General features: G+C 63.1%; 22 protein-coding genes. 9 read left to right on the forward strand and 13 right to left on the reverse strand.

The window, feature by feature from the left end; all coding sequences use genetic code 11:
* Positions 1-105: 105 nt before the first annotated feature.
* Entirely contained in the window at positions 106-951 is an 846-nt protein-coding gene (locus KFE19_11210; GenBank protein ID QUO36976.1) for a DegV family protein, read from the reverse strand.
* 171 nt (positions 952-1,122) lie between these two features.
* Between KFE19_11210 and KFE19_11215 the strand changes: the two genes are divergently transcribed.
* Both KFE19_11215 and KFE19_11220 read left to right on the forward strand, forming a co-directional pair.
* Positions 1,123-1,572 carry a MarR family transcriptional regulator gene (locus KFE19_11215; protein QUO36977.1) on the forward strand — a complete coding sequence of 150 codons (450 nt, stop codon included), beginning with the start codon at positions 1,123-1,125 and terminating at the stop codon, positions 1,570-1,572.
* Complete coding sequence (locus tag KFE19_11220; GenBank protein ID QUO36978.1) at positions 1,572-2,954, forward strand: MATE family efflux transporter; 1,383 nt, start codon at positions 1,572-1,574, stop codon at positions 2,952-2,954. Before KFE19_11215 ends, KFE19_11220 begins: the two co-directional genes overlap by 1 nt.
* Positions 2,955-3,022: 68 nt before the next feature.
* Here KFE19_11220 and KFE19_11225 read toward each other — a convergent pair whose 3' ends face one another.
* The 7 genes from KFE19_11225 to KFE19_11255 form a co-directional block, all read right to left on the reverse strand.
* Positions 3,023-4,381: a purine permease gene (locus KFE19_11225; GenBank protein QUO36979.1), complete on the reverse strand. Its 1,359-nt coding sequence runs from the start codon at positions 4,379-4,381 to the stop codon at positions 3,023-3,025.
* Between the two features lie 218 nt (positions 4,382-4,599).
* Entirely contained in the window at positions 4,600-5,322 is a 723-nt protein-coding gene (locus tag KFE19_11230; protein ID QUO36980.1) for an amino acid ABC transporter ATP-binding protein, read from the reverse strand.
* Entirely contained in the window at positions 5,309-6,076 is a 768-nt protein-coding gene (locus KFE19_11235; GenBank protein QUO39606.1) for an amino acid ABC transporter permease, read from the reverse strand. Before KFE19_11235 ends, KFE19_11230 begins: the two co-directional genes overlap by 14 nt.
* 94 nt (positions 6,077-6,170) lie before the next feature.
* Complete coding sequence (locus tag KFE19_11240) at positions 6,171-7,007, reverse strand: amino acid ABC transporter substrate-binding protein (GenBank protein QUO36981.1); 837 nt, start codon at positions 7,005-7,007, stop codon at positions 6,171-6,173.
* Positions 7,008-7,285: 278 nt separating this feature from the next.
* Entirely contained in the window at positions 7,286-7,897 is a 612-nt protein-coding gene (locus tag KFE19_11245) for a rubrerythrin family protein (protein QUO36982.1), read from the reverse strand.
* Between the two features lie 116 nt (positions 7,898-8,013).
* Positions 8,014-9,765, reverse strand: coding sequence for a Na/Pi cotransporter family protein (locus tag KFE19_11250; protein QUO36983.1), 1,752 nt, complete (start codon positions 9,763-9,765; stop codon positions 8,014-8,016).
* Positions 9,766-9,993: 228 nt separating this feature from the next.
* Entirely contained in the window at positions 9,994-10,860 is an 867-nt protein-coding gene (locus tag KFE19_11255) for a patatin family protein (protein QUO36984.1), read from the reverse strand.
* A gap of 209 nt (positions 10,861-11,069) precedes the next feature.
* On the opposite strand from KFE19_11255, the gene KFE19_11260 reads away from it, so the two are divergent.
* Positions 11,070-12,593, forward strand: a complete 1,524-nt coding sequence (locus KFE19_11260; GenBank protein ID QUO39607.1) for a DUF1538 domain-containing protein — start codon at positions 11,070-11,072, stop codon at positions 12,591-12,593.
* A gap of 25 nt (positions 12,594-12,618) precedes the next feature.
* Entirely contained in the window at positions 12,619-13,290 is a 672-nt protein-coding gene (locus KFE19_11265) for a P-II family nitrogen regulator (protein ID QUO36985.1), read from the forward strand.
* 55 nt (positions 13,291-13,345) lie between these two features.
* Here the strand turns inward: KFE19_11265 and KFE19_11270 are convergent, their stop codons facing one another.
* Positions 13,346-13,534 (reverse strand): hypothetical protein, encoded by a 189-nt coding sequence (locus KFE19_11270; GenBank protein QUO36986.1) that lies wholly within the window; start codon positions 13,532-13,534, stop codon positions 13,346-13,348.
* 227 nt (positions 13,535-13,761) lie between these two features.
* Between KFE19_11270 and KFE19_11275 the strand changes: the two genes are divergently transcribed.
* Positions 13,762-15,342 carry a peptide chain release factor 3 gene (locus KFE19_11275; GenBank protein ID QUO36987.1) on the forward strand — a complete coding sequence of 527 codons (1,581 nt, stop codon included), beginning with the start codon at positions 13,762-13,764 and terminating at the stop codon, positions 15,340-15,342.
* Positions 15,343-15,388: 46 nt separating this feature from the next.
* Here KFE19_11275 and KFE19_11280 read toward each other — a convergent pair whose 3' ends face one another.
* Together KFE19_11280 and KFE19_11285 are read right to left on the reverse strand one after the other, a co-directional pair.
* Positions 15,389-16,105, reverse strand: a complete 717-nt coding sequence (locus tag KFE19_11280; protein ID QUO36988.1) for a helix-turn-helix transcriptional regulator — start codon at positions 16,103-16,105, stop codon at positions 15,389-15,391.
* 81 nt (positions 16,106-16,186) lie between these two features.
* Positions 16,187-17,758, reverse strand: a complete 1,572-nt coding sequence (locus tag KFE19_11285; GenBank protein QUO36989.1) for an amidohydrolase family protein — start codon at positions 17,756-17,758, stop codon at positions 16,187-16,189.
* Positions 17,759-17,906: 148 nt separating this feature from the next.
* Between KFE19_11285 and KFE19_11290 the strand changes: the two genes are divergently transcribed.
* Positions 17,907-18,914 carry a DUF3795 domain-containing protein gene (locus tag KFE19_11290; GenBank protein QUO36990.1) on the forward strand — a complete coding sequence of 336 codons (1,008 nt, stop codon included), beginning with the start codon at positions 17,907-17,909 and terminating at the stop codon, positions 18,912-18,914.
* 67 nt (positions 18,915-18,981) lie between these two features.
* Here KFE19_11290 and pta read toward each other — a convergent pair whose 3' ends face one another.
* Complete coding sequence (gene pta / locus KFE19_11295) at positions 18,982-19,962, reverse strand: phosphate acetyltransferase (protein QUO36991.1); 981 nt, start codon at positions 19,960-19,962, stop codon at positions 18,982-18,984.
* A gap of 458 nt (positions 19,963-20,420) precedes the next feature.
* Here pta and KFE19_11300 point away from each other — a divergent pair, with 458 nt between their 5' ends.
* Entirely contained in the window at positions 20,421-22,121 is a 1,701-nt protein-coding gene (locus tag KFE19_11300) for a peptidoglycan DD-metalloendopeptidase family protein (GenBank protein ID QUO39608.1), read from the forward strand.
* A 71-nt stretch (positions 22,122-22,192) separates the two neighbouring features.
* Here the strand turns inward: KFE19_11300 and KFE19_11305 are convergent, their stop codons facing one another.
* Positions 22,193-22,732 (reverse strand): CarD family transcriptional regulator, encoded by a 540-nt coding sequence (locus KFE19_11305; protein QUO36992.1) that lies wholly within the window; start codon positions 22,730-22,732, stop codon positions 22,193-22,195.
* Between the two features lie 259 nt (positions 22,733-22,991).
* On the opposite strand from KFE19_11305, the gene KFE19_11310 reads away from it, so the two are divergent.
* Together KFE19_11310 and ugpC are read left to right on the forward strand one after the other, a co-directional pair.
* A complete protein-coding gene (locus tag KFE19_11310; protein QUO36993.1) occupies positions 22,992-24,083 on the forward strand; it encodes a tyrosine-type recombinase/integrase in 1,092 nt (363 codons plus the stop codon).
* A gap of 293 nt (positions 24,084-24,376) precedes the next feature.
* Positions 24,377-25,573 (forward strand): sn-glycerol-3-phosphate ABC transporter ATP-binding protein UgpC, encoded by a 1,197-nt coding sequence (ugpC, locus tag KFE19_11315; GenBank protein ID QUO36994.1) that lies wholly within the window; start codon positions 24,377-24,379, stop codon positions 25,571-25,573.
* Positions 25,574-25,603 lie beyond the last annotated feature (30 nt).

Consider the following 25,603-nt stretch of genomic DNA (forward strand, 5'->3'; position numbering starts at 1 on the left):
CCTGTTTTTTTTCGTTTCATGCGCCGCAAAGCCTGTTTTTTGCAAAAAAAGAACGCCGGCGAGATCTCGCCGGCGTTCTTGCTGATATTGATTTGTGTTTGGAAATCAGTATCCCACGATCAGACCCTTTTCCATGGCATAAAAACTGGTGAGACCCCGACAGGAAATAATCTCCACCTGCTTGACCGGCAGGTCCTCCAGGATCTGCTGTTTGAGCTTCATGGCGCCCTCCAGATTTTCACAGTGGGAGATCACCACCTCCGCGCCGTCGCACTCCTTGCTGGCGCGCATGAGGGCAGTAATGGACCGGAAGGTCTTGGCCTCTCCCCGGGCCTTGTCGGCCACATGAATGGTGCCCTGGGGCGTGGCGTCGGCAATGACGTGGATGCCCAGAGAGTGAAGCAATGTGCCCACCAGAGGCCGCATCCGGCCGTTTTTGATGAGATTGTCGAAATTCTCCAGGGTGAAGCAGGTCCGCAGCGCTGCCTGATACAGCCGCAGCTGGGCGCAGATGCCGTCGAAATCCCCGGTCTCATCGGCCTCCATCAGCTCCTTGGCCCGGCGGATCAGCAGCACCATGGCCCCGGCGGTGGCACGGGAATCAATGACGCAGACACGCTTTTCGGGATACTCCTCCAGCACCATGTCTCTGGCCATGATGGCGGAGTTATAGGTTCCGGAGAGATTGGAGGAGATGGTGAAGCAGACGGTGCAGTCCCCTGCCTCAAAGGCCTTGGCAAAATCCGCCGGAGAGGGGCAGGCGGAGGAGGAGGCGGACTTCTCCGCTGCCATGGCCCGCAGCATCTCTGGCACCGAAAGATCGTCGTTGTCCACAAACTCCTGATCGCCCACCTGGATGCGCAGGGGAACAGAGTGGAACAGAACGCGGTCACTGTGGAAAGCGGAGGTTCGCAGGTCGCAGCTGCTGTCGCTGACAATATTCCAAATCATACGAAACACCTCGAAATATGGTTTTCGATATCACATAAGTTATCATAATATACCTGCTCCGGTTTGTCAATGAAGAATCCCGTAAAAGTTGACAAACAGACGGAAAAGTGGTATTCTCAAAAAGTTCTGAAAAGAACAATTAAAAAAAGAACAAATAAAGGGGAGGCAACTATGGCGATCACCAGTTCCCAGCTGCTGAAGGTCTCCCGCCAGTTCAAGCGGTATTACGAGGCGTGCTTCTCTGCTTTCCTGGACCGAGAAGCCCTGACCATGCGAGATCTCCACGTGCTGCTGTTTCTGGCCAATAATCCGGGCCGAGATACAGCCCGGGATGTGGCGGAGCTGCGGGGACTTCCCAAATCCCAGGTCTCCGGGGCGGTGGAGCTGCTGGCGGCCCGGGGACTTCTGCGGCGGCTGCCGGACCAAGCGGACCGGCGGGTGGTGCATTTGATATTGACGGAGTCCGGAACCATTCTGGGACGGGAGGCACAGGAGATCCAGGCGGCCTGCGCGCAGGCGGTGTTTGCTCCGCTGACGGCAGCGGAAGCCGAACAATTTCAAGCCCTGCTGGAAAAAGTTCTGAAGGGTGCGGAAAGCACATTGCGGGAAGGAGTAGAGTAATGAATCGACAAGGTGTGGATCTTGGCAGCGGCAAGGTAGGAAAGCTGCTGTTTTCTCTGGCACTGCCCACTATTACGTCTCAAATTGTCAATATGCTGTACAATTTGGTGGACCGAGTCTATATCGGCCATATGCAGCCGGTGGAGACCGTGGGAAAACTGGCGCTGACCGGCGTGGGCGTGTGCCTGCCCATCATCATGGTGATCTCCGCCTTTGCGGCCCTGATGGCCATGGGCGGTGCGCCCCGGGCCTCCATTGAGGAGGGGCGGGGGAACGTGCCCGGTTCCGAGCGGATCATGGGCAACAGCTTCACGCTGCTGGCGGCGGCGGCGCTGGTGCTGACGGCGGTATTCATGGCGTTTGCGGAGCCCATGCTTCGCATCTTCGGCGCCAGCGACAACACCATCGGCTACGCCTTGGACTATATGCGGATCTACTGCCTGGGGACCATCTTCGTCCAGGTGACACTGGGCATGAACGCCTTCATCACCGCCCAGGGCTTCACGGTGGTGGGCATGAAAACCGTGCTGATCGGCGCCGGGCTCAACACGGTGCTGGATCCGGTGTTCATTTTCGCCTTCGGCATGGGTGTCCGGGGTGCAGCCCTGGCTACCATCTTGTCCCAGGCGGTCAGCGCCGCCTGGGTGCTGCGGTTCCTGACGGGGCCCAAGACCAAATGGCGTCTGCGCAGGGACTGCCTGCGGCCCCGGGCCAAGGTGGTGCTGCCCAGTCTGGCGCTGGGCTTGTCACCCTTTATCATGCAGTCCACGGAGAGTTTGATCGCCGTGTGCTTCAATTCCTCCCTGCTCAAGTACGGCGGCGATACCGCCGTAGGCGCCATGACGGTATTGACCAGTATCATGCAGTTTGCCATGATGCCTCTCCAGGGCCTGACGCAGGGAGCGCAGCCCATCATCAGCTATAATTACGGCGCCCGGAATTCGGACCGGGTCCGGGCCGCCTTTCGCTGTCTGCTGAAGGCCTGCCTGGTCTACTCGCTGACACTGTGGGTGCTGGTGCAGCTCTTCCCGGAGATGTTCGTGCTGATCTTCAACAACTCCCCGGCCCTGGTGGACTATGCTGCATGGGCATTGCGCATCTACATGGCGGCCACCGGCATCTTCGGTATCCAGATCGCCTGCCAGCAGACGTTCGTGGCTCTGGGCAGCGCCAAGATCTCGCTGTTTCTGGCCGTGCTGCGCAAGATCATCCTGCTGATCCCCCTGATCTACATTCTCCCCAATTTCTTCGCCGACAAGGCATTCGCTGTGTTCTTGGCGGAGCCGGTGGCGGATCTGCTGGCGGTCTGCACCACCGCCGTCATGTTCTCCGTGCAGTTCCGGAAAAGTATGGCGGCCCTGGAAACGCCGCCGCGGACATAAGGAAGTCTGGTGAATAGAACAACGCCGCCCAGAGGGCGGCGTTGTTTTGCATATGCAGATGCGGCGGTTCAGTGTTTCCCATCCTTGGGCAGAATCAGGTTCAGCAGCACCGCCATGATGGTGGCGATGACCACCGGGGACTTGCCGAAGATCATGGTGAAGCTGTCGGGGAACTGGCTCAGGGATGCGCTGGCCTGGGAGATGCCCACGCCCAGAGCGGCAGACAGGCCCACGATGGTGGTGTTCCGGGCCGTCAGGTCCTGGGAGGCGATCAGCTTCATGCCGGTCATGGCAATGGTGGAGAACACGGTGATGGTGGCGCCGCCCAGCACGCACTGGGGAATGGTGGTCAGCACGGCGGCGAACTTGGGAGACAGGCCTGCCAGCAGCAAAAAGGCGCCGGTCAGGGCAAAGACGGTCCGGTTGACCACCTTATTGGTGGTGACGATGCCCACGTTCTGGGAGTATGTAGCGGTGGGCAGGCCGCCGAAGAGGGCGGTCAGGATGTTGCTGACGCCGTAGGCCACGATGCCGCCCTGGAGCTCCTTGTCGGTGGGCTCCCGGTTCATGCCGCCCACGGTGGTAGCGGTGAAGTCGCCGATGGCCTGGATGGAGTTGATGGCGAACAGCAGCCCGATGGCCACGCAGGAGGACAGGTCGAAGGAAACGCCGAAGTGCATGAACCGGGGCAGGGAGAACCAGGCAGCGCCGCCCACGTCGGCAAAGCTCACCATGCCGAAGCACAGAGCCACCACATAGCCGAAGAGCATGCCGATCAAAATGGAGGCCAGACGGCACAGGCCCTTGGCCTTGTTGTTGAGAATCAGCACCGCCGCCAGGGTCAGCGCGGCGATCAGCCAGTTCTGCCAGGAGCCGTAGGCCAGCGCCTCCGGCAGCCCCTTGGCGGTGACGGACTCCAGGGTGTTGGCGGTTCCGCCAGCCATGTAGTTGATGGCGGTGGGATACAGGGACAGACCGATGGTGAATACCACCGTGCCGGTGATCACCGGCGGGAACAGCAGCCGGATCTTCTTGACGAAAAGGCCAACCAGGACGGCAACGATGCCGCCCACGATCATGGCGCCGGCAATGGCCGCGACGCCGCCGCCGCTGGCGGCAATGGCCTGCATGCTGGGCACGTAGGCAAAGCTGACGCCCAAAATCACCGGCAGGCCGGAGCCGAACCGCCCGCCGATGGGGTAGAGCTGCAGCAGCGTACATACAGCGGACATCACCAGAGACGCCTGGATCAGCAGGACCTGATCCGATAAAGACAGTCCGATGGCGCTGGCGATCATGATAGGGGGCGTGACGCAGCCCACGATCATGGCGACCAGATGCTGTAATGCCAGGGAAACGGAGGTGCCGATGGGAGGGACGCCGTGGAACTGGAAAAGCAGCTCCCGGCCGGTGGCGGGGCGATCCATAGTCAGGACTCCTTTCGGGCAGGCAGAACTGTGAGGTTTTCTAAAGTTGATTCTATCATAACATGTATTTTAATAAAAGCAAACAAAAATTTTGGAAAGAAGAAAAATTTTTAGCTGTTTTAAAATGGAAACATCTGCCACAGCGCAAACTCCAGGCAAACTTCACGCAAAAACCACGCAAAAAAAGAGGACGCGCATATCTGCGCGTCCTCCAGGGGTTACAGCACCTTGCTGAGGAAGTCCTGCAGTCTGGGATTTTGGGGATGGGAGAAGATCTGCTCCGGGGGAGCTTCTTCCAGAATATGGCCCTCGTCCATAAACAGTACCCGGCTGGCCACCTCCCGGGCAAAGCCCATCTCGTGGGTGACCACCACCATGGTCATGCCGTCCCGGGCCAGCTCCTTCATCACGTCCAGCACCTCGCCCACCATCTCGGGGTCCAGGGCGGAGGTGGGCTCGTCAAAGAGCATGACCTTGGGTTTCATGGCCAGGGCACGGACGATGGCGATGCGCTGCTTCTGGCCGCCGGAGAGCTGGGCAGGGTAGGCGTCGGCCTTCTCCTCCAGGCCCACCCGTTTGAGCAGGGCGGTGGCGGTATCGTCCGCCTCGGCCTGGGTCATGAGCTTGGTGCGCACCGGGGCCAGGGTGATGTTCTTCCGGATGGTCATGTTGGGGAACAGGTTGAAGTGCTGGAACACCATGCCCATCTGCTGGCGCAGCTTGTCGATGTCGGCCTTGGGGTCGGTGATCTCGTGGCCGTCGAAGGTAATGGTGCCGGCAGTGGGGATCTCCAGCAGGTTCAGACACCGCAGGAAGGTGGACTTGCCGGAGCCGGAGGGCCCGATGACCACTACCTTCTCGCCGGGGTAGATGTGCTGGCTCAGGTTGTCCAGTACCAGGTGGTCCCCAAAGGACTTGCTGAGGTTTTTAACGTCGATCACTTTGACGCAGCCTCCTTTCCAGCTTGCCCTGCAGCCAGGAGAACACCATGACCAGCACCAGGTAGATGCAGGCGGTGCCGATCAGGGGGAACATGGCCTCATAAGTCCGGCCGTAGATGCCCTGGGCGGCATAGAGCAGTTCCTTGCCGCCGATGCAGGTGATGAGAGAGGTGTCCTTGAGCAGGATGATGAACTCATTGCCCAGGGCCGGCAGAATGGCCTTGAAGGCCTGGGGAATGACGATAAAGCGCATGGTGTCCAGATACCCGAGGCCCAGGGACCGGCCCGCCTCGCTCTGGCCGGGGTCCAGGCTCATGAGGCCGCCCCGGATAATCTCCGCCACGTAGGCGCCGGAGTTGATGCCCAGGGTCAGGGCGCCCACGGCGGTAAAGTTCCGGCTGGACTTGAAGATGACCAGGCCCATGATGAGCAGCTGTACCATCATGGGAGTGCCGCGGATGATGGTGACATATACCTTTGCCACGACATTGGCCGCACCCAGGGTGGGATTGTGGATACCGGGGCGCTGCTGGTCGTGGGCAGTGCGGATCATGGCCACCAGCACGCCCAGGGCGATGCCGATGGCAAGGGCCAGGGCGGTCGTCACCAGGGTGGTGCCCACGCCGCCGATGTACTGCTTCCAGCGGTCCGCTTCCAAAAATGCCTGATAGAACTTGACAAAGAACTCCTGCCACCAGGCCAGGTCCGCGCCGCCGGCCAGCATGGGCTTCCACAGCTCGTAATAGGCTGCCAGATCCACAGGGGATCACCTCTCTCTTTCTGTTTGGTTGGGGATATGCCGAAAAAAGGGCGGCAGGAGCCGCCCTTTTTGGTTTGCCGGGGACCGATTACTCGGCGGTGATATAGCTGTCGATGATGGACTGGACGGTGCCGTCGGCGATCAGCTCATTGAGGGCGCCGTTCACGGCATCCAGCAGGGCGGTGTTGCCCTTGTTGACACCGATGGAGTACTGCTCCTCCACCCAGGGGGTCTCCAGGATGGTCAATCCGGCGTTGGCAGCCACAAACTCCTGAGCGGGGCCGTTGTCAATGATGACGCAGTCCACCTGGCCGTTCATCAGGGCCTGGACGGCGGTGATGCCGTTGTCATAGGCCACCACATGGTCCTCGCCGTAACCGCCGTTCTCCGGGGTGTCGGAGGCATAGATGTAGCCGGTGGTGCCGCGCTGGGTGCCGATCATCTTCTCGCCCAGGTTGTCCATGGTCACGTCGGAGCCCTCCTTGACGATGACCACCTGCACGCCGGTGGCATAGCTGTCGGTGAAGTCCATGACCAGCAGGCGGTCGTCGGTGATGGACACGCCGGCCATGACGATGTCGCTCTTGCCCTGCTGGACGGCCAGGAGGGCGGAGTCAAAGTCCATGTCGTCGATCTGCAGCTCCAGGCCCAGCTTCTCAGCGATGGCGGCGGCAATGTCGGCGTCGATGCCCACCACGGCGCCGGAGTCGTCGGTCATCTCATAGGGAGGGAAGGCGGCGTTGGTGCTCATGATGAGCTTCCCCTCTTCGACGGTGGTGAAATCCGCAGTACCGGTGGAGTCGGTGGTCTCCTCGGTCTGGGTGTCCTCAGTGGTCTCCTCGGTGGTCTCGGTGCTGTCGCCGCCGCAGGCAGCCAGGCTCAGGACCATGGCCAGCGTCAGCAGCAGAGCAAATAACTTCTTCATGATATCTTCCTTCTTTTCATGTGCTCCCGCGGTGAGCGGGGCGTTTTCCAATGGGACCGGAGCGGGACAGGTCCGCCTTCGGAACACGCATACCTTATCACTTCCCTATGGGCTTGTCAATACTTTCTCACAGAAAAGTGAATAAATATTTGAAATAGTCCAAAAACCTGGAAGAGAATTTGAAAAAAAGTGGCAAAAATGCCCTTCTCTCCGCAGCAAGCCGCAGAGAGAAGGGAGGAAAACGTGAATATTTGAGTGAATATACAGGCGCGGGGCACTTACTGCACCCCGCCGGGACTTCCGAAAGGGGCTGCCTCCAGCCGCAGAAAGAATCCCTGGTTGTGTCCGCAGACCGGGCAAGCGCCGGGAGCGGCGGGACCCTGGTGGATGTGGCCGCAGTTGAGACACAGCCAGCCCTGCCCCGCGCCGCCGGAGAACAGCTTCCCCTGCTCCAGGAGATCGGCCAGGGCGCCGAAGCGGTCACCGTGGGACTGTTCGATGGCGGCGATCAGCTGAAAAGAAGCGGCGATCCGGTCAAAGCCCTCCTGCCGGGCGGTTTCGGCGAAGGCCGGGTAGATCTCCTGATGCTCCTGATACTCTCCGTGGCGGGCACGGCGCAGCAGGACCACCGGGTCCTCAGTCAGGTCCACCGGATAGCCGCCGTCAATGTGGACGGTGCCTCCGGCAAAGGGCTTCATGTGCCGGTAGAAGATCTCCGCATGCTCCTTCTCCTGGTGAGCGGTGAACTGAAACACCGCCTCCAGCACATGCAGACCCTGGGCGCGGCACTGGGCGGCGGCGAAGGTGTAGCGGTTGCGGGCCTGGCTCTCGCCGGCAAAGGCCCGCATAAGGTTTTTCAGCGTCTCGCTGTTTGCGAAATCCACAGACATAGCGGTTCCCTCCCGTACAAATTGGTTGGGAACAGTTTCCGCCGGAGGGGACGGTTTTATGCGCGCCGAACAAAAAGACGCCCCCGGCTTTCACCGGGGGCGCGGAGGCTTGTCCGTCAGGATTCCTCCGGCAGGCGGTATTTGCGCAGATCCCTGCGCAGATCCTCGTCGAAGGAGCTGCCGGTTTTGACGCTGTGGAGATAGGTATGGCTGTCCAGACCGCCGTCGTGCTCCTGAATCACGGACACGGCGATGTTGGAGCAGTGGTCGGAGACGCGCTCGCAGTTGGTCAGCAGGTCGTTGAGCACAAAGCCCATCTGAATGGTACACTGACCGGACTGGAGCCGGCGGATATGCCGGTCCCGGATGGCCTCGATCAGCTGGTCGATGGTTTCCTCCAGGGGCTCCACCGCCGCGGCATCTGCAGGATCGTCGGCCTGGAAACAGTGGAAGGCATTGTCCAAGATATCCCGCAGGGCGGCGATCAGCACGCCCAGCTCGGCCTCGGCGCTGCCGGAGAAGGCCAGGTCCTTGTCGTGGAGCTCCCGGGCGGAGTCCTGGATGTTCAGGGCGTGGTCGCCGATACGCTCAAAGTCGCCCACTGCGTGGAGCAGCCGGGAGACCGTGCGGATGTCGTCCATGGACACGCCGTGCTGGGACACCTCCACCAGGTAGTTGCTGATGTGGTCCTCGTAAATGTCCAGCTTGTCCTCATTTTCCACAATCAGAGCCTCCCGCTCCTCGCTCCAGCGGTCCAGCTGTTCCAGAGCCAGCAGCAGGTTTTCGTGGGCCAGCTGGCCCATCCGGTTGGCCATGGCCACGCTCTCATTGATGGCCACGCCGGGGGTGCGCAGCAGCAGGGGATCCAGGAAGGCAAACTGCTCGCCGGCGCGTTCGCTGCGGACCACCCTCCGCGCCAGCTGTTCCAGCTGGCGGGAGAAGGGCAGCAAAATGAGGGTGGTGAACACATTGAATACGGTGTGGCAGAAGGCGATGCCCACGGCACCCACAGCGGCGTCCATGAAGGCGAAGTCCAGCAGCAGATTGCCGCCGTAAAAGAGGATCAGACACACCACGGTGCCGATAATATTAAAGGAGATGTGGATGACGGCCACCTGCTTGGCGTTGCGGTTGACGCCGATGGAGCTCAAAAGGGCGGTGACGCAGGTGCCGATGTTCTGGCCCATGATGATGGGAATGGCCATGCCGTAGGTGATGGAGCCGGTCAGGGCCAGGGCCTGCAAGATGCCCACGGAGGCAGCGGAGGACTGGATGACGCCGGTAAAGACGGCGCCCACGGCCACGCCCAGAAGGGGATTGTTGAAGGCGGTGAGGAGGCTGGAGAACTCCGGCATATCCGCCAGGGGACTGACGGCCTGCTTCATCAGCTCCATGCCGTACATCAAAATGGCGAAGCCCACCAGGATCCGTCCGATGTCCCGGCGGCGTTGCTTCTTGGAGCCCATGATGAGGATGATGCCCGCCAGAGCCAGCAGGGGGGAGAAGTTCTCCGGCTTCAGGAGATTCACAAAGACATTCTCGCTCTCGATCCCCGTCAGGGCCAGGATCCAGGCGGTGAGTGTGGTGCCGATGTTGGACCCCATGATGACCCCGATGGTCTGACCCAGCTCCATGACGCCGGAATTCACCAGGCCCACCAGCATCACCGTCATGGCCGAGGAGGACTGGATGGCGATGGTGATGCCCGCTCCCAGCAGCAGGCTTTTGAAGGGGTTGGAGGTCATGCGCTTGAGCATCCGCTCCAGCTTGCCGCCGGCCATCTTCTCCAGACTCTTGGACATGGTGGTCATGCCGTAGAGGAAGAAAGCCAGGCCGCCGCAGAGGGTAAAGATGGAAAAAATGTCCATGTCGTCGATCCTCTCCGTTTTTCGCGCCGCCCAAGGGGGGGCGGCGGTGATCCATTCTATGTATGGCGCGCCACCATTATATATGTAAAAAAACCTGCTGGGAAGGGGGGTGGACAAGATTTCGCAAAATTTGCGTAAAATGATCGGCAGAGTGCACAACGAAACCGTTTGCATTTGTGCAAAAGAGAAGCAGCACCTCCTGGCGGAGGTGCTGTCTCGGAAAACTGTTCAAACAGAGGAGTCGCTGGTCCATAGCTGCCGGACCGCGCCGGCGGCGTCCCGGCCGGCAAAATAGCCGTCCTGCCACAGCGCCAGGATCTTCCGGGTGTCCCGTTCCATACGGGAGAAGCCCTGGGTGCTCTTGGGGGCAATCACCAGCGCCTTCCCCGCCTTTTCCAGGGCAAAGAGCTCCTCCCGGCACCGGTTGTATCGCTCCGCCCGGTCGGACAGGGTGTGGAGGAACGCCGGGTACTTCCGGAAGGCGCGCTCCATCACCGCCCCCGCATGGTCCGGCTGCTTGCGGTAGCCGCGCTCCCGGGTCAGCACTACCACCAGCCGGTCGCAGCCCAGCTCCAGGGCCCGGCGCCAGGGGATGGCGTCGGCGCAGCCGCCGTCCAGGTAGGGCACGCCGTCGATGACGATGGGCGGAAACAGCAGCGGGATGGCGCAGGTGGCCTGGAGCAGCAGGAATTTATCATCCCGCCGGGGCACCTGCAGATAGGCCGCCCGGCCGGAGGTCAAGTCTGTGACCACGGCCTCCGCCAGGCCCGGATAGGCGGCGAAGGTGTCGTAATCAAAGGGTACCAGCCGGTTGGGAATGGTCTCATAGGCGAATTCCAGGCCAAAGTAGCAGCGGTTGCGGGGGTTGATCCAGTTCCGCAGACCCATGTAGCGGCGGTCGTTGGCATAGTGCATCAGCAGCTTCAGATTCCGGCGCTTTTGCCGGGAGAGGTAGCTGACGCCGTAGGCCATGCCGGCGGAGACGCCCACCGTATAGTCGGGCATGGGCAGTCCCGCGTCCAGAAAGGCGTCGCACACGCCGGAGGAGAAAATGGTGCGGAAGGCGCCGCCCTCCAGCACCAGAGCGGTTTTCATGAGAGGTCACTTCCCTGTATGGAGACTTTCCGGCCTCCGCCGGAATAAAACTATTATAGCACGAGTCGGTCCGAAAGAAAACCTTGCCAAGAAACTGTAAAAAATTTTGAAAGGTGCGATTCTCTTCTTGCCACGCGGGTGAAGCGTTCGGTATAATAAACTTTCTAAGACCTGGAAAGGAGGCGATGGCGCTGCCCTGGAAGAAAAAAATGATCTGGCGGGAGCGGCTGGACCGCAACCGGACCATCCTGGGGGAAAAGATTCGGGAGGCTCTGGCCTCCGTGGTGCCCATTACCGCCATTGTGCTGGTGCTGAGTTTTACCGTGGCCCCTCTTCCCACGGCCACGCTGCTGGCTTTTCTGGTCGGCGCGGCGCTGCTGATCGTGGGCATGGGGCTGTTCACCCTGGGTGCGGACACCGCCATGACCCCCATCGGCGAGCGGGTGGGCGCCCACATGACCCGGTCCCGGAAGCTGTGGGTGGTGGTCCTGGTGGGCTTTTTGATCGGCGTTATCGTCACCGTGTCGGAGCCGGACCTGCAGGTGCTGGCCACCCAGGTGCCCGGCGTACCCAACGCCCTGCTGGTCGGCGCCGTGGCCCTGGGCGTGGGTGTGTTTTTGGTGATCGCCCTGCTGCGCATCCTTTTCCGCATTCCCCTCAGCCGCATCCTGATCGTGTTTTACATTGCGGTGTTCGGTCTGACGCTGCTGGTGCCCGAGGATTTCCTGGCTATCGCCTTTGACTCCGGCGGCGTGACCACAGGCCCCATGACCGTGCCCTTCATCATGGCCCTGGGCCTGGGCGTATCCTCCATCCGCAGCGACGAGAATGCCTCGCAGGACAGCTTCGGCCTGGTGGCCCTGTGTTCCATCGGTCCCATTTTGGCCGTGCTGATCCTGGCCATGATCTATCCCGCTGCCGGGACCTATACCCCGGTGGCCCTGCCCGACGCGGCGGACAGCCGGGCGCTGTGGCGCCTGTTTGAGGAGGGGTTCCCCGCCTATCTGGAAGAGGTGGCCGTGTGCCTTGCCCCCATTGCTGCCTTTTTCGCCCTGTTTCAGGTGTTTGCCCTGAAGCTGAAGCGGAAAAAGGTGTTGAAAATCGTCGTGGGCATCCTATATACTGATCTGGGGCTGGTACTGTTTCTCACCGGCGTCAACGTGGGCTTCATGCCGGCGGGCAGCTATCTGGGCCGCCAGATCGCCGGCCTGCCCTACAACTGGATCCTTGTGCCCATCGGCATGCTGATGGGCTGGTTCATTGTCCAGGCGGAGCCCGCGGTCCATGTGCTCAACAAGCAGGTGGAGGAGATCACCTCCGGTGCTATCCCCGGAAAGGCCATGAGCACCAGCCTGTCCGTGGGCGTGGCCGTGTCCATCGGCCTTGCCATGGTGCGGGTCATGACCGGCGTGTCCATTTACGCCTTTTTGGTGCCGGGATATCTGGCGGCCATCGTCATGTCGTTTTTCGTGCCCCGGATCTTCACGGCCATCGCCTTCGACTCCGGCGGCGTGGCCTCCGGTCCCATGACCGCCACCTTCCTGCTGCCCTTTGCCATGGGCGCCTGTGAGGCCCTGGGCGGCAACGTAGTCACCGACGCCTTCGGCGTGGTGGCCATGGTGGCTATGACGCCGCTGCTGACCATTCAGATGCTGGGCCTGCTGTATCAGAGCAAGCTCCGCCGGGCGGAGGCCCAGGCGCAGGTCCAGGACGAGGAGATCATCGATCTGTGAGAACCTTAAGAGAGGAGGGACGCCTATGCAGGGAGTGGATCTCATCATCACCATCACCGACCGGGACCGGTGCGAGGACTTCACCGCCTGGTTTTGCAGCCAGGACATTCCCCTGGTGCTGACGGCGCTGGGCCGGGGCACCGCTACCACGGAGATCCTGGACTGCCTGGGGCTGGAGGATTCAGAGAAGGCCGTGCTGCTGTGCGTGGCGCCCCGGTCCCCCCGCCTGATCCGCCGGGCGGCGCGGGAGCTGTGGCTGGACGTGCCGGGCAACGGCGTACTGATGGCGGTGCCGGTGGACAGCATCGGCGGGCGGACCGCCAAGGAATATCTGCTGCATCAGCAGGAGGGAGAGTCCCCCATGACGGAGCAAGAGAAAACCCACGAGTTGATCGTGGTCATTACCAATCAGGGCTATACGGACCAGGTCATGGATGCTGCCAGGGCCGCCGGGGCCACCGGCGGCACCGCCGTTCACGCCAAGGGCACCGGCACGGAGCTGGCCAAGCGGTTTTTCGGGGTGTCCATCGCCTCGGAGCGGGAGTTGATCTTCATCCTGGCCCGGGTGGAGGACAAAAAGCCCATCATGAAGGCCGTCATGGACCAGGCAGGCATGAACAGCAAGGCCCAGTCCCTGGTGTTCTCCCTGCCGGTCAGCGGACTGGCCGGCCTGCGGACCCTGGATACGGAGGAATAAAAGACCGGCCCGCCGCTTTCAGCGGCGGGCCGGTCTTGCGTCAGGAGCGCGTTTTTCACAGCAGCCCCCGGTCCCGGGCCAGAGCCTCCACGCTGCGGTCGTAGGTGGCCTCCGCCTCCGGAGAGAAGAAGCAGCCGGGGACCCCCTCGCCGTGGTCCCGATGGTGGGCCACGCACTCACAGCACTTGCCGTGCCGGGGGCAGTTGTAGGTGCAGGGGCAGGGACGGGTGTTGTCGCAAGCCATGTACAGTCCTCCTTTTTCCGATTCTGCTTCCAGTGTATCACCGGGAGGCCGGGTGGGGAAGATGAAAACACCGTTTTTTTGTTCCAATGCCGAACAGACGGGAAAATCTTGCAAACCGCCGCGGAGTATGATACATTGAACAGTCGAGAACCCGTGTTCACGGGCAGGGAACGCCCGGGGTCTTCCCTGCCGGTGAAAGCGGGTTCCTGAGAAAGAGGAGGAAACATATGCCCACCCTGAATGAAGAGATCACCCGGCGGCGGACCTTCGCCATCATCTCCCACCCCGACGCCGGCAAGACCACCCTGACGGAAAAATTCCTGCTGTACGGCGGGGCCATCGCCCAGGCCGGCGAGGTCAAGGGCAAGCGGGCCCGGGCCGCCACGTCGGACTGGATGGAGATCGAGAAGCAGCGCGGCATCTCCGTCACGTCCTCGGTACTGCAGTTCCAGCACGACGGCTTCTGCGTCAACATCCTGGATACCCCCGGCCACCAGGACTTCTCCGAGGACACCTACCGCACCCTCATGGCGGCGGACAGCGCCGTCATGGTCATCGACGGGGCCAAGGGCGTGGAGCCCCAGACCCGCAAGCTCTTCAAGGTCTGCGCCCTGCGGCACATCCCCATCTTCACCTTCATCAACAAGATGGACCGGGAGACCCGGGACCCTCTGGAGCTGTGCGAAGAGGTGGAGCGGGAGCTGGGTATCGACACCTATCCCGTCAACTGGCCCATCGGCTGCGGCCGGGAGTTCCAGGGCGTCTACGACCGCCAGAAAAAGCACATCCTCTTCTTCTCCGGCGAGGGCCACGCCAAAAAGGCCGCCGCCATGGAGGTGGACCTGGAGGACGAGGTGGTGGACCACACCATCGGCGAGACCCGGGCTGCCGCCCTGCGGGAGGAAGTGGAGCTGCTGGGGGCCGGACGGGAGTTCGACCTCAAGGCCGTGCGCAACGGCACCCTCTCCCCGGTGTTCTTCGGCTCCGCACTCACCAACTTCGGTGTGGAGCCCTTCCTGGAGGCCTTCCTCCAGATGACCACGCCGCCCCTGCCCCGGGTCAGCGACCAGGGGGAGGTGGACGTGTTCTCCGAGGACTTCTCCGCCTTCGTGTTCAAGATCCAGGCCAACATGAACAAGGCCCACCGGGACCGGCTGGCCTTCATGCGGATCTGCTCCGGCAAGTTCAAGCGGGAGACGGAGTACTACCACGTGCAAAGCGGCAAGAAGCTGCGCCTTTCCCAGCCCCAGCAGATGATGGCCGCGGAGCGGGAGATCGTGGACGAGGCCTACGCCGGGGACATCATCGGCGTGTTCGACCCGGGCCTTTTTTCCATCGGCGACACCATCACCGTGCCCGGCAAGAAGTTCCGCTTCTCCGGCATCCCCACCTTCGAGCCGGAGCACTTCATGCGGGTCAGCCCCATGGACACCATGAAGCGCAAGCAGTTCATCAAGGGCACGGAGCAGATCGCCCAGGAGGGCGCCATCCAGATCTTCAAGGTCCCCGGCGCCGGTCTGGAGGAGGTCATCGTGGGCGTGGTGGGCACGCTGCAGTTTGACGTGTTCCAGTACCGCATGCGCAGCGAGTACGGCGTGGAGCTGCGGATGGAGGGATTGCCCTTCGACCACCTGCGGGTGGTGACCGAGTGCCCCTGCGAGCCCGCCGACCTGGTCCTCTGCACCGGCGCGGCGCTGCTGGAGGACTTCAAGGGCCGGCTGCTGATCGCCTTCGGCGGCGAGTGGTCCGTGGGCTTCCTGACCAAGCACAACCCCGGCCTGGTTCTGGCGGAGTCGCTGTCTGTATAAAAAGGAAAGAGCAGCGGGAGAGGCAAACGCCTCTCCCGCTGTTTGTTTATTGCTCCGGCGGCTTTCTCCGCCCGGGAAAGCCCAGCAGACCCAGTACGACTCCCGCCAGAAACGAAAGGGGCGGCAGCAGGCCCGTGTGACGGACGGTGAACAGGGAGATGGGATTGGCGGGGATCTCCTGACTGAAGGAATACCCGCCCCCGGCGCTCCGCAGCGCCAGCAGCTCCAGCGTGCCCTGGATCAGGGATACCGTCAGCGGCAGCATGGCCAGCAGCCATACCGCCAGCACCGCCAGGATACCCCGGCGGGTCCACGCCGCCCAGGGACGGTCCGGGGGACGGGCGTTCAGCAGCGCCAGGGCGCCCTGGGCCGCCGTCCACCCCAGGGCCACCAGGGACAGGGGCAGCAGGATCAGCTTGCACAGGAAGAAGGGAGCGGAGATGTTCGTCCGCTCAAAGAGGTCTGCGGCCTGCCGCCCGCCCCACCAGACCAGGGCCAGCAGCAGCGCGCTCACCACTGCTCCCGCCGCCACACGCCGCAGCCGGGCGGTCCGGTCCGTCTGCGCCGGACCGTAGAGGACCTCCGTCACGTCGGCGCCCAGGGCCTCCGCCAGGGCCGTCAGCATCTCCACGTCCGGCCGGGATCGGCCGGTCTCGTAGTTGGAGACCGTCTGCCGGGTGACGTGGAGGGCCTCCGCCAGCTGATCCTGGCTCAGGCCCCGCCGGGTCCGCAGAGCGCGGATGTTTTTTCCAATGTCCCGCATGGGCTCACCCCCTCCTTTTCCGGCTCCATTGTACGGCAGAGGGACCGGGATTGTCACGCAAAGAGTCTTTGCACCGGCGGTTTACAGGGCCTTTCCGCTCCGCGCGCCGGTAAAGCGGCCCTCCGCCACGGCGGGGACGCCGTTCACGAACACGTAGTCCATGCCCTGCGCCAGCTGCTCCGGATCGGCCCAGGTGCCCGTCTCGTGGATGTGCTCCAGAGAGAACAGGCACAGGTCCGCGTCGGCGCCCGCCTCGATCCGGCCCTTTTTCGTGAGGCCGAAGCGGTCCGCCGCCTGCCGGGTGATCTTGTGGACGGCCTGGGGCAGTGTCAGCACGCCCCTTTGGGCCACATAGGTCTCCAGCAGCCGGGGGAAGGTGCCATACACCCGGGGGTGCAGGAGCCCGGCGGGATAGGTGGCGTCGGAGATCACGCCGGAAAAGGGGGCGCGGAGAATGTCCGCGATGTCGTCCTCGTGGGCGATGAAGTCGATCATGGAGGGGCCGCAGTCCTCCGCCACCAGCAGGTCGAACAATGCGTCAAAGGGATCCTTCCCCTGGGCGCCGGCGATATAGGCGATGGACCTGCCCTCAAAGGCCCGGTGCTCCGGCCGCTTCAGAGAGGCGGCCAGGATGTTGTCAAAGCCCGCCAGATCCGCGATGTTCTCAAAGTCCCGGCCGGTCTCCATCCGCCGCCGCATCTGCCGCCGCTGCTCCGGGTCCCGGAGGGCGGCGGTCAGGGCCGCCGTGCCGCCCGAGAGGAACTCCGGCGGCAGCACGTGGATCAGCTGGGTGGACCCGGCGGGGTAGGGGTACACATCGCAGCTTACGTCCAGGCCCTCCTCCCGTGCCGCGGCGATTCGCGCGAGCATCCGGGGCACGACGCTGCGCCAGTTGCGCTGGCCGATGGCCTTGAGATGGCTGATCTCCACCGGCGTCTCCAGGGCCTTTGCCGCCGTCAGCATCTCCTCCAGGGCGGCCTCCACGCCGTCGCCCTCCTGGCGCATGTGGACGGTGACGACCCGGCCGGACCGGCGCAGGGGCGCCAGGGCCCGGATCAGGCCCTCTGTGTCGTAAAAGCACTCCGGCGCGTACCCAAGGCCCAGTGATACCCCCAGGGCGCCGTCCGCCAGGGCCCGCTCCAGGGCGGCGTGAATGGCCCGGTACGCCTCATCGGAGAGGGGGCCGGCCCCGAAGCCCGCGGCGCAGGCGCGGAGGGTCCCCATGCCCACCAGCATCCCGGCGCTGAGGGCGGGCCGGACGGCGGTGAGCCGGGCCCGGTAGTCCGCCAGAGTGGGAAAGGCCTTCCCCGGACCGGTGATGGGGGCCAGATAGTCCAGCACCGCCTGTTGGTTGGGCCCCGCCACCGGGGCCAGGGACAGCCCGCAGTTGCCGTTCAGGATCGTGGTCAGGCCCTGGGCCAGCTCCGCCCGGCCGTGGTCCGCCGCCAGCATGACGGCGTCGCCGTGGCGGTGGATGTCGATGAAGCCGGGGGTCAGATACCGCCCGGCGGCGTCGATCACCGTCCGGGCCTCCGCGCCGTGCAGGTCTCCCACGGCGGCGATGGACCCGCCGGAGAGGGCCACGTCGGCGGAGACCGCCGCGGCACCGGAGCCGTCCAGAACGGCGGCGTTTTGGATGAGATAGTCGAACATACACCCGCCTCCTTGCTGTTTTGGACCAGTGTAGCACCCCGCCGGAGGCTTTGCAAGGGACGCAGTTGTAACCTTTTTGTAAGGAACGGGAGCGCCGAAATGTGATATGCTGAAAAAAGCGGATAACGCTGAAAAAGGAGGCATTTCCATGGCCGGTGTGTGCGGAAGGGACTGTATGGGCTGTGAGGACCGGCAGCGGTATGGCTGCCGGGGATGTCTGGAGACGGGAGGCAATCCCGTGTGGGGCGGCTGCCGGGTGACGGCCTGCTGCCACAGCCAGGGAATGCAGAACTGCGGCGAGTGTCCTTCCCGCCAGGAGTGCCCCAAGCCGGAGGACATGGAGCGGCTGCGGCAGCAGTGGGAGCAGGAGGAGCAGAAGCGGCAGGCGGACTGGCGGGCGGGTCTGGTCCGGCGGACGCCAGTCCTGGAGAAATGGCTGCCGGTGCTGTTCTGGCTGAGCCTTGTGAGTATGGCGCTGAACCTGGCGGACCGGCTGCCCCTGAGCCAGTGGCTCTCTCTGGCCCTCAGCGCGGTGAGCCTGGGCCTGGGGATCGCGGCCCTGGTGGCCTACTGGAAGCTGTCGGTCCTGTCGGGGCGGCTGCGGCTGGTGTGGCGGCTGCAGCTGGCCACCCAGATCGTGGGCGTGGCGGCCATCGCGGCGATGCTGCCCGCGCTGTTCCGTGCGGCGTCCGGCCCGGCGGTGTCGGATCTCATGAGCGTGTTGGGCATTTCCATCGGACTGGGCCTCGTCGGCGCGCTGGCGGTGACGGTGATGGGGATGGTGGCGACGTATCAGTTTTGCGGGGCCATGGCGGAGGAGCTGGAGCAGAGCGATCCGCCCCAGGCGGACCGGGACGGCCCCACGCTCTTCCGGCCCGGGACCGGGCAGAGCCTGGCGAAGAGCTGGCTGCTGCTGCGCAAGTGCATCTTCTGGAGCCTGGGCGCTCTGGTGGGGCTGATCGTGCTGGCGCTGATCGTGCGGAGCAGTTTTGGTTTTGCGCTCCTGCTGCTCCTGGGCGCGCTGGTGGCGGCGCTGGTGCTGGCGGGCTGCGCCATCGCGCACCTGGTGATGCTGTGGAAAACCGGACGGTTCTTCCGGGACCTGCGGCCGGTGGACCCGCCTCTGCCGCCCGCGGGGGAAGATGCAGCTCTATAAGAAAGAGATATACAAGAAAAGCGGACGCTCTCAGGGCGTCCGCTTTTTTTATGTTAATGTACGAGGATCAGTCCTGGCACAGGCCGGCGGTGATGATGGCCATGGAGTAGACCTCCAGGGCGTTGCAGCCGCGGCTGAGGTCGTTGATGGGGGCGTTCAGGCCCTGCAGGATGGGGCCGTACGCGTCGAAGGAGCCCATGCGCTGGGCGATCTTGTAGCCGATGTTGCCGGCGTTGATGTCGGGGAAGATGAAGGTGTTGGCATGGCCGGCCACGGGGGAATCGGGGCACTTGGTGTGGGCCACGCGGGGAGCGACGGCGGCGTCGAACTGCAGCTCGCCGTCCATGGCCAGATCCGGCGCGGCGGCCTTGGCCTTGGCGCAGGCGTTGCGCATCTTGTCCACGTCCTCACCCTTGCCGGAGCCCAGGGTGGAATAGCTCAGGAAGGCGATCTTGGGATCGATGCCGAACACCTTGGCGGTGGCAGCGGTCTCCAGGGCGATCTCCACCAGCTCGTCCTCAGTGGGCTTGATGTTGATGGCGCAGTCGCCCATGGCCAGGACCTCGTTCTCGCCGGTGGCGGAGGGACGGACCAGAATGAAGCAGGAGGAGACGATCTTGTTGCCGGGCTTGGTCTTGATGATCTGCAGGGCGGGACGGACGGTGTCGGCGGTGGAGTAGGTGGCGCCGCCCAGCAGGGCGTCGGCGTAGCCCATCTTCACCAGCATGGTGCCGAAGTAGTTGGCCTGCTGCAGGGCGGCGCGGCACTGCTCCTCGGTCATCTTGCCCTTGCGCAGCTCCACCATGGCGGCAACCATCTTGTCCATGTCGGCAAAGGTGGCGGGATCGACGATCTCGGCACCGCGGATGTTGAAGCCGATCTCCTCGGCGGCGGCCTGGATCTCCTCGGCGTTGCCCACCAGCACGGGGGTCAGGAAGGTACCGGACAGCAGGCGGGCGGAAGCCTCCAGAATACGGGGATCGGTGCCCTCGGTGAACACGATCTTCCGGGGATGGGCCTTCAGCTTTTTGATGAGAAATTCAAACATGTGCGTTTCCTCCAAAAATGTATGGGTTTGGGTCTGAATTATACCGGTTTCATTATACACCACTGGTCCGCCGGGTCAATTAAAAAATAGAATTCCCGGCACAAAAATTTGCAGATTCTTTTCACTCCGCCCCGCCGTTTGGAAGGAATTGGCGCCGCATTGGCGGGCATGGTACAAAAAAACAGGAAAAGAACCGAAAATTCGGCACTTTTTTACCAAGACAGGGCTTGACGAACCAGGGAAAAGAAGGTATCATGAAACGGTAACAAATTGTAACTTTTTTCTTGGACGTTGTCACAGGAGACGATATGCGTAATATGAAAGAAACCACTATCTGCCTGGACGAGAAAAACGAGACCGGTAAGAGCGGACGCCGCCCCCGTCGGGCGGCGGTTTCCACGCAGCCGGCACGGCGGGAGGCCCACCGCCTCCGCCAGGAGCCGGAGCAGGCCAAGCCTGTGGTTCAGGCCGCCATTCCCGCCTGGGCGGAGGAGCCGCTGCCCCAGGAGGGGCCGGAGACCGGTGAGCAGCATCGGGACGGCTTCTGGCACTACCTGCGGGCGGAGGAGGGCTCCGAGAGCCCCTTCATTATTTTGTGGGAGATCCTCTCCACGGAGTACCGCCTGGCCCGGCGCCGCTGGCGCCACATTGTGCGGGAGAAGAGAGCCAAGCGTTTCCCGGAGTCCGACCGGCCGCTGCTGGCGCTGCTGCTGTTTTTCTGGAGTTTGGTGCCCATGGCGGCGGGGCTGCTGGGCGAATGGTCCCTGGCCCGCCGCAAGCGCGTCCATGAGCGCATGAACCGCATGGGCCGCTGGCTGGATCCGCACCGGTTCCATCCTGCCGTGTTTTTGGGCGGTGCCTGCTGCGTGGCCGCAGTGGTGCTGTTCTTCTCCTTCTACACTTTTGGCACCACTGTCAGCTACGACGGCGAGGTGGTGGCCGTGGTGGATTCCCAGGCCACCGCGCAGGAGGTCCGCTCCGATCTGGAGCAGGTCACCGCCCGGACCCTGGGTCAGACCTATACCATCGACGATTCCCTGCTGCAGTTTTCCGACGGTCTGGTCTCCCGCCAGGAGATGGTGGACCAGACCACTCTGGAGGAGGACCTGTCTCAGGAACTGGGTGTGGTCACCTCCGCGTACTGCCTGTATGTAAACGGCGAGCTGGTCGGCGCCACGCCCTATGAGGGGGCGCTGGATGAACTGCTCAGTCAGCTCCGGGGCGCCGCGACGGATGAGAACACCATCTCCTGCACCTTTGCCGAGGATGTGGAGATCAAGCAGGAGCTGGTCCCCTCCGACCAGATCGTGAATCTGGGCTACCTGGCCGAGACTCTGTACAGCACCAAGCAGGAGGAGGTCACCTATACCGTCGTCAAGGGCGACACCTGGTCCGAGATCGCCGAGGACCACGGCATGACCTCCAAGGAACTGCTGGCCATGAACCCCGGCTATGATATCAACAAGATCCAGATCGGTGAAGTGCTGACCCTGTCCGCCGCCGTGCCCTACCTGACCATGACTGTGGTTCAGCGGGAGCACTACGTGGAGGACGTCATGTACGACATCGAGTATACCGATACCGCCAATCTCTATCAGGGCGACTATCAAGTGACCTCCAAGGGCGAGTACGGCGCCGCCGACGTGGTGGCCAACGTCACCTATGTCAACGGCGAGGAAACCGCCCGGACGGTGCTCTCCTCTGTGACGCTGAAAGAGCCTGTGACGGAGCAGCAACTCCGGGGCACCAAGGAGCGGCCCACCTGGCTGCCCACCGGTACCTTCCGCTGGCCCACCTCCGGCCGGATCACCTCCACCTTCGGCGGACGGGCCTCCCCCGGCGGCATCGGCTCCACCAACCACAAGGGCATCGACATCGCCAACGGCTACGGCACGGCCATTTACGCCGCCGACGGCGGCACGGTCACCTACGCCGGGTGGATGGGCGGCTACGGCTATCTGGTCCAGATCAACCACGGCAACGGCTATGTGACCTATTACGGCCACAACTCCAGTCTGCTGGTGTCCGTGGGACAGCACGTCTACAAGGGCCAGCAGATTGCCCGCATGGGCTCCACCGGCAACTCCACCGGCAACCATTGCCACTTTGAGGTCCGCTACAACGGCGTGGCCAAGAACCCGCTGAACTACCTGCCGTAACGGATCCCCCACATGGAACAGACAAAACAGCGCCCGGCCAAAAGGCCGGGCGCTGTTTTACGTTTTAAAGGTCACTGGGCCAGCCGCTCCCGGGCGGAGCCGGCGGGCGCCCCGGCCACCCGGCGTGCAATATAGGGCTGCACCGCCTCCAAAGGAATCCCCAGCGCCGCCGACAGCTCCCCGTAAAGCAGGCGCTCCGCCTGCTTCATATACCGTTCATCCACCATGCCCAGCCGCTTCTTTTTTGCCTGGGCTGCCTGCTGTTTGCAGTAGATGGACATGGTCAGCCGCAGCAGATCTGCACAGTCACTGGTTCGCAGCACGGACTGGTAGTGCTGGGCCAGGGCCTGGAGGGTGGGGCTGTACACCGCCTCCGCCTGGATGGTGGGGATCAGGTCGATCAGCGCCTCCGCCTCCCGGGCAGAGATCACCGGCCGCATGGGGACCTTGCCGCTGTCTGCCGGGGTGTAGATGATGCCGTCCTGGTGGAGCGGCTTGAGCAGATAATACCGCCTGCTTCGGTCCTCCCCGGGCATCTCCGGGAAGGTAACGCCCTCCACCCGGCACACGCCGGTGGTGCCGTAGACGACCAGTTCCCCTGTTTGATACATCAATGAGCCTCCTTGCTCCGGCGGGCCGCCGTTCCTTCCGGAACGGCGGCCCTGGTACCAGGCCCCTGCCAGGGGCCGTATTCTCCCTTTACAGTTTACCATATTTTCTTAAAAAAATGTAAGGAAAATTTCTAACGGCTTCCGGGGAAACCTATGGGCGTCCCAAGTGAGATGAGATAAAATCAAAAGATCCCCCGCGTTTCTGGCCCGGCCGGGAGCTGGCGGAGGCAGACTGAAAGAAAGAGAGAATGAGGCAGCTATGGCAAGAAAGAACATTCAGAAGAACCTGTCCTATGATACGGAGCGCCGTCTCTACTACGCCGTGTTCCAGAGGGATGGGCGCCGCCGCACCCGTACCTACCGCACGCTGGCGGAGGCCGAGGCGGCGCTGGAAAAACAGAGGGAGGAGCGGCAGTGCCTTCCGGGGCGAAACTGCACCCTTGGTCAGTGGCTGACCTTCTGGCTGGAAGAGGTGGCAGCCCGGGACCGGGCGGTAAGCACGCTGTACGCCTACCGGAACATGGCCCGGTGCCATCTGCTGCCGGCGCTGGGAGAGGTGCCGCTGCGGGAGCTGACGCCCTATCAGGTTCAGAATTATCTGTTCGAGCGGATGGAGCGGGGGCTGTCGCCCAACACGGTCATCAAGCACTATGTACTGCTGACCACGGCTCTGGGTCTGGCGGTGCGGCTGGAGGTGCTGGACCGCAGTCCTCTGGACCGGGTGACGCCGCCCAAGCGGCAGGAGAGCCATTACCGCTTTTACTCGCCGGAGCAGCTGCAGATGCTCTTTTCCGCAGCGGAGGGTACCATGCTGGAGCTGCCGGTAAAGCTGGCGGCTTACCTGGGGCTGCGGCGCAGCGAGATCTGCGGCCTGCGGTGGCAGGACGTGGATCTGGAGGCGGGACTGCTGTCTGTCCGGGAGGTGCGCACGGAGGTGGGCGGCGAGGTGGTGCTGAAGGAGCCCAAGACCCGCAGCTCCGTCCGGCGCCTGGGGATCGCCGGTCTGCGGGATCTGCGGGAGGTGCTGGCCCGGGCACGGGAACGGCGGCCCAGCGCGGACCCGCGAGCCTGGGTGGTGCTGCGGGAGGACGGCCGGGCCCCGGATCCCGACCAGCTGACCCGGGATCTGCGGCGGCTGGTCCGGCGGCGGGGCCTGCCGCCCATCAGCCTCCACGGCCTGCGCCACAGCTTCGCCTCCGTGGCCAACAGCCAGGGGGTTCCCATGTTCGACATCTCCCGGACCCTGGGCCACAGCTCCCTGGCGGTCACCAGCAACATTTACACCCATCTTTTTGACAGCACCGAAAGCGGTGCCCTGGCTGCTGTTGCCCGGGCCATTGAGCAGGCCTGACGCGGGGATTTTCAATAGATCCGCCAAGAAACAGGGGAAAAATTTGGCCATATTGCGGGCTTTTCCCCGGGAGAAAAACATCGTAAACTAAACTTGTCGGTATACGCCGATGAATCAATAGGCCCGCGTACGCTCTCCATCTTCCAGCTGCGCGGGGACCTGAAAAGGAGGAAAAAACAACCGTTGCGGCTTACGGTGCGGCAGTGTTGGAGACCTGTCGCAAAGCACCGCCGTCCCAGCGGCGGGGTGTGAGGCGATGCGCGCGGATGCCGCATGGCTAAAGCCGGAGAAAGATGGCAGGAGTATCTCTCGTCAACATCAAGAAGGTCTATCCCCCCTCCAACGACCAGAAAAAGGCCCAGAAGGCCAAGAAGGGCGAACAGCAGGAGGAGAAAAAGGTCAATCTGCAGGTGACCGCGGACGGCGTCGTGGCCGTTCAGGAGTTCAACCTGGAGGTGGCCGACAAGGAGTTCATCGTGCTGGTGGGCCCCTCGGGCTGCGGCAAATCCACCACGCTGCGCATGGTGGCCGGCCTGGAGGAGATCAGCAGCGGCGAGCTGTACATCGACGGCAAGCTGATGAACGACGTGGCCCCCAAGGACCGGGATATCGCCATGGTGTTCCAGAACTACGCCCTCTATCCCCATATGACCGTGTATGAGAACATGGCCTTCCCCCTGAAACTGCGCAAGGTCCCCAAGGATGAGATCGACCGCCGGGTGAAAGAGGCGGCGGAGATCCTGGACATCACCCAGTACTTAGAGCGCAAGCCCAAGGCCCTGTCCGGCGGCCAGCGCCAGCGCGTGGCCATCGGCCGCGCCATCGTCCGGGAGCCCAAGATCCTGCTGATGGATGAGCCGCTCAGCAACCTGGACGCCAAGCTGCGCAACCAGATGCGGGCGGAAATCATCAAGCTGCGCCAGAAGATCGATACCACCTTCCTGTACGTGACCCACGACCAGACCGAGGCCATGACCCTGGGCGACCGGATCGTCATTATGAAGGACGGCTTCATCCAGCAGATCGGCACCCCCCAGGAGGTATTTGACCATCCGGCCAACCTCTTCGTGGCGGGCTTCATCGGCATGCCCCAGATGAACTTCTTCGACGCGGAGCTGAAGAAGGACGGTGAGAAGTACCTGGTGTCCGTGGGCGGCTATCAGGTGCAGCTGTCCGAGGCCAAGTGCGCTAATCTCGCCAAGAAGGGCGTGGGCAGCCAGAGCATCACCCTGGGCGTGCGGCCCAATCACATCGTTCTGGACCAGCAGGGAGACAGCGTTCCCGCCAAGATGGACGTGTTTGAGATGATGGGCAATGAGATCCACCTCCACGTTACCGCCGAGGGCAGAGACGTAGTGATCATCGTCCCCACCATGGATCTGAACGGCAGCTATACCGAGACCTTTGCTCCGGGACGGGACCTGGCGTTTACCTTCCGCGGAAGCGCCTGCCATGTGTTCGACAAGGACGGCAAGAACCTGGAGTTCTGAGCACGCTCCGTTCCATTAAGAAAACAAAAG

Source organism: Dysosmobacter sp. Marseille-Q4140, from assembly GCA_018228705.1.
Taxonomy (GTDB): Bacteria; Bacillota; Clostridia; order Oscillospirales; family Oscillospiraceae; genus Oscillibacter.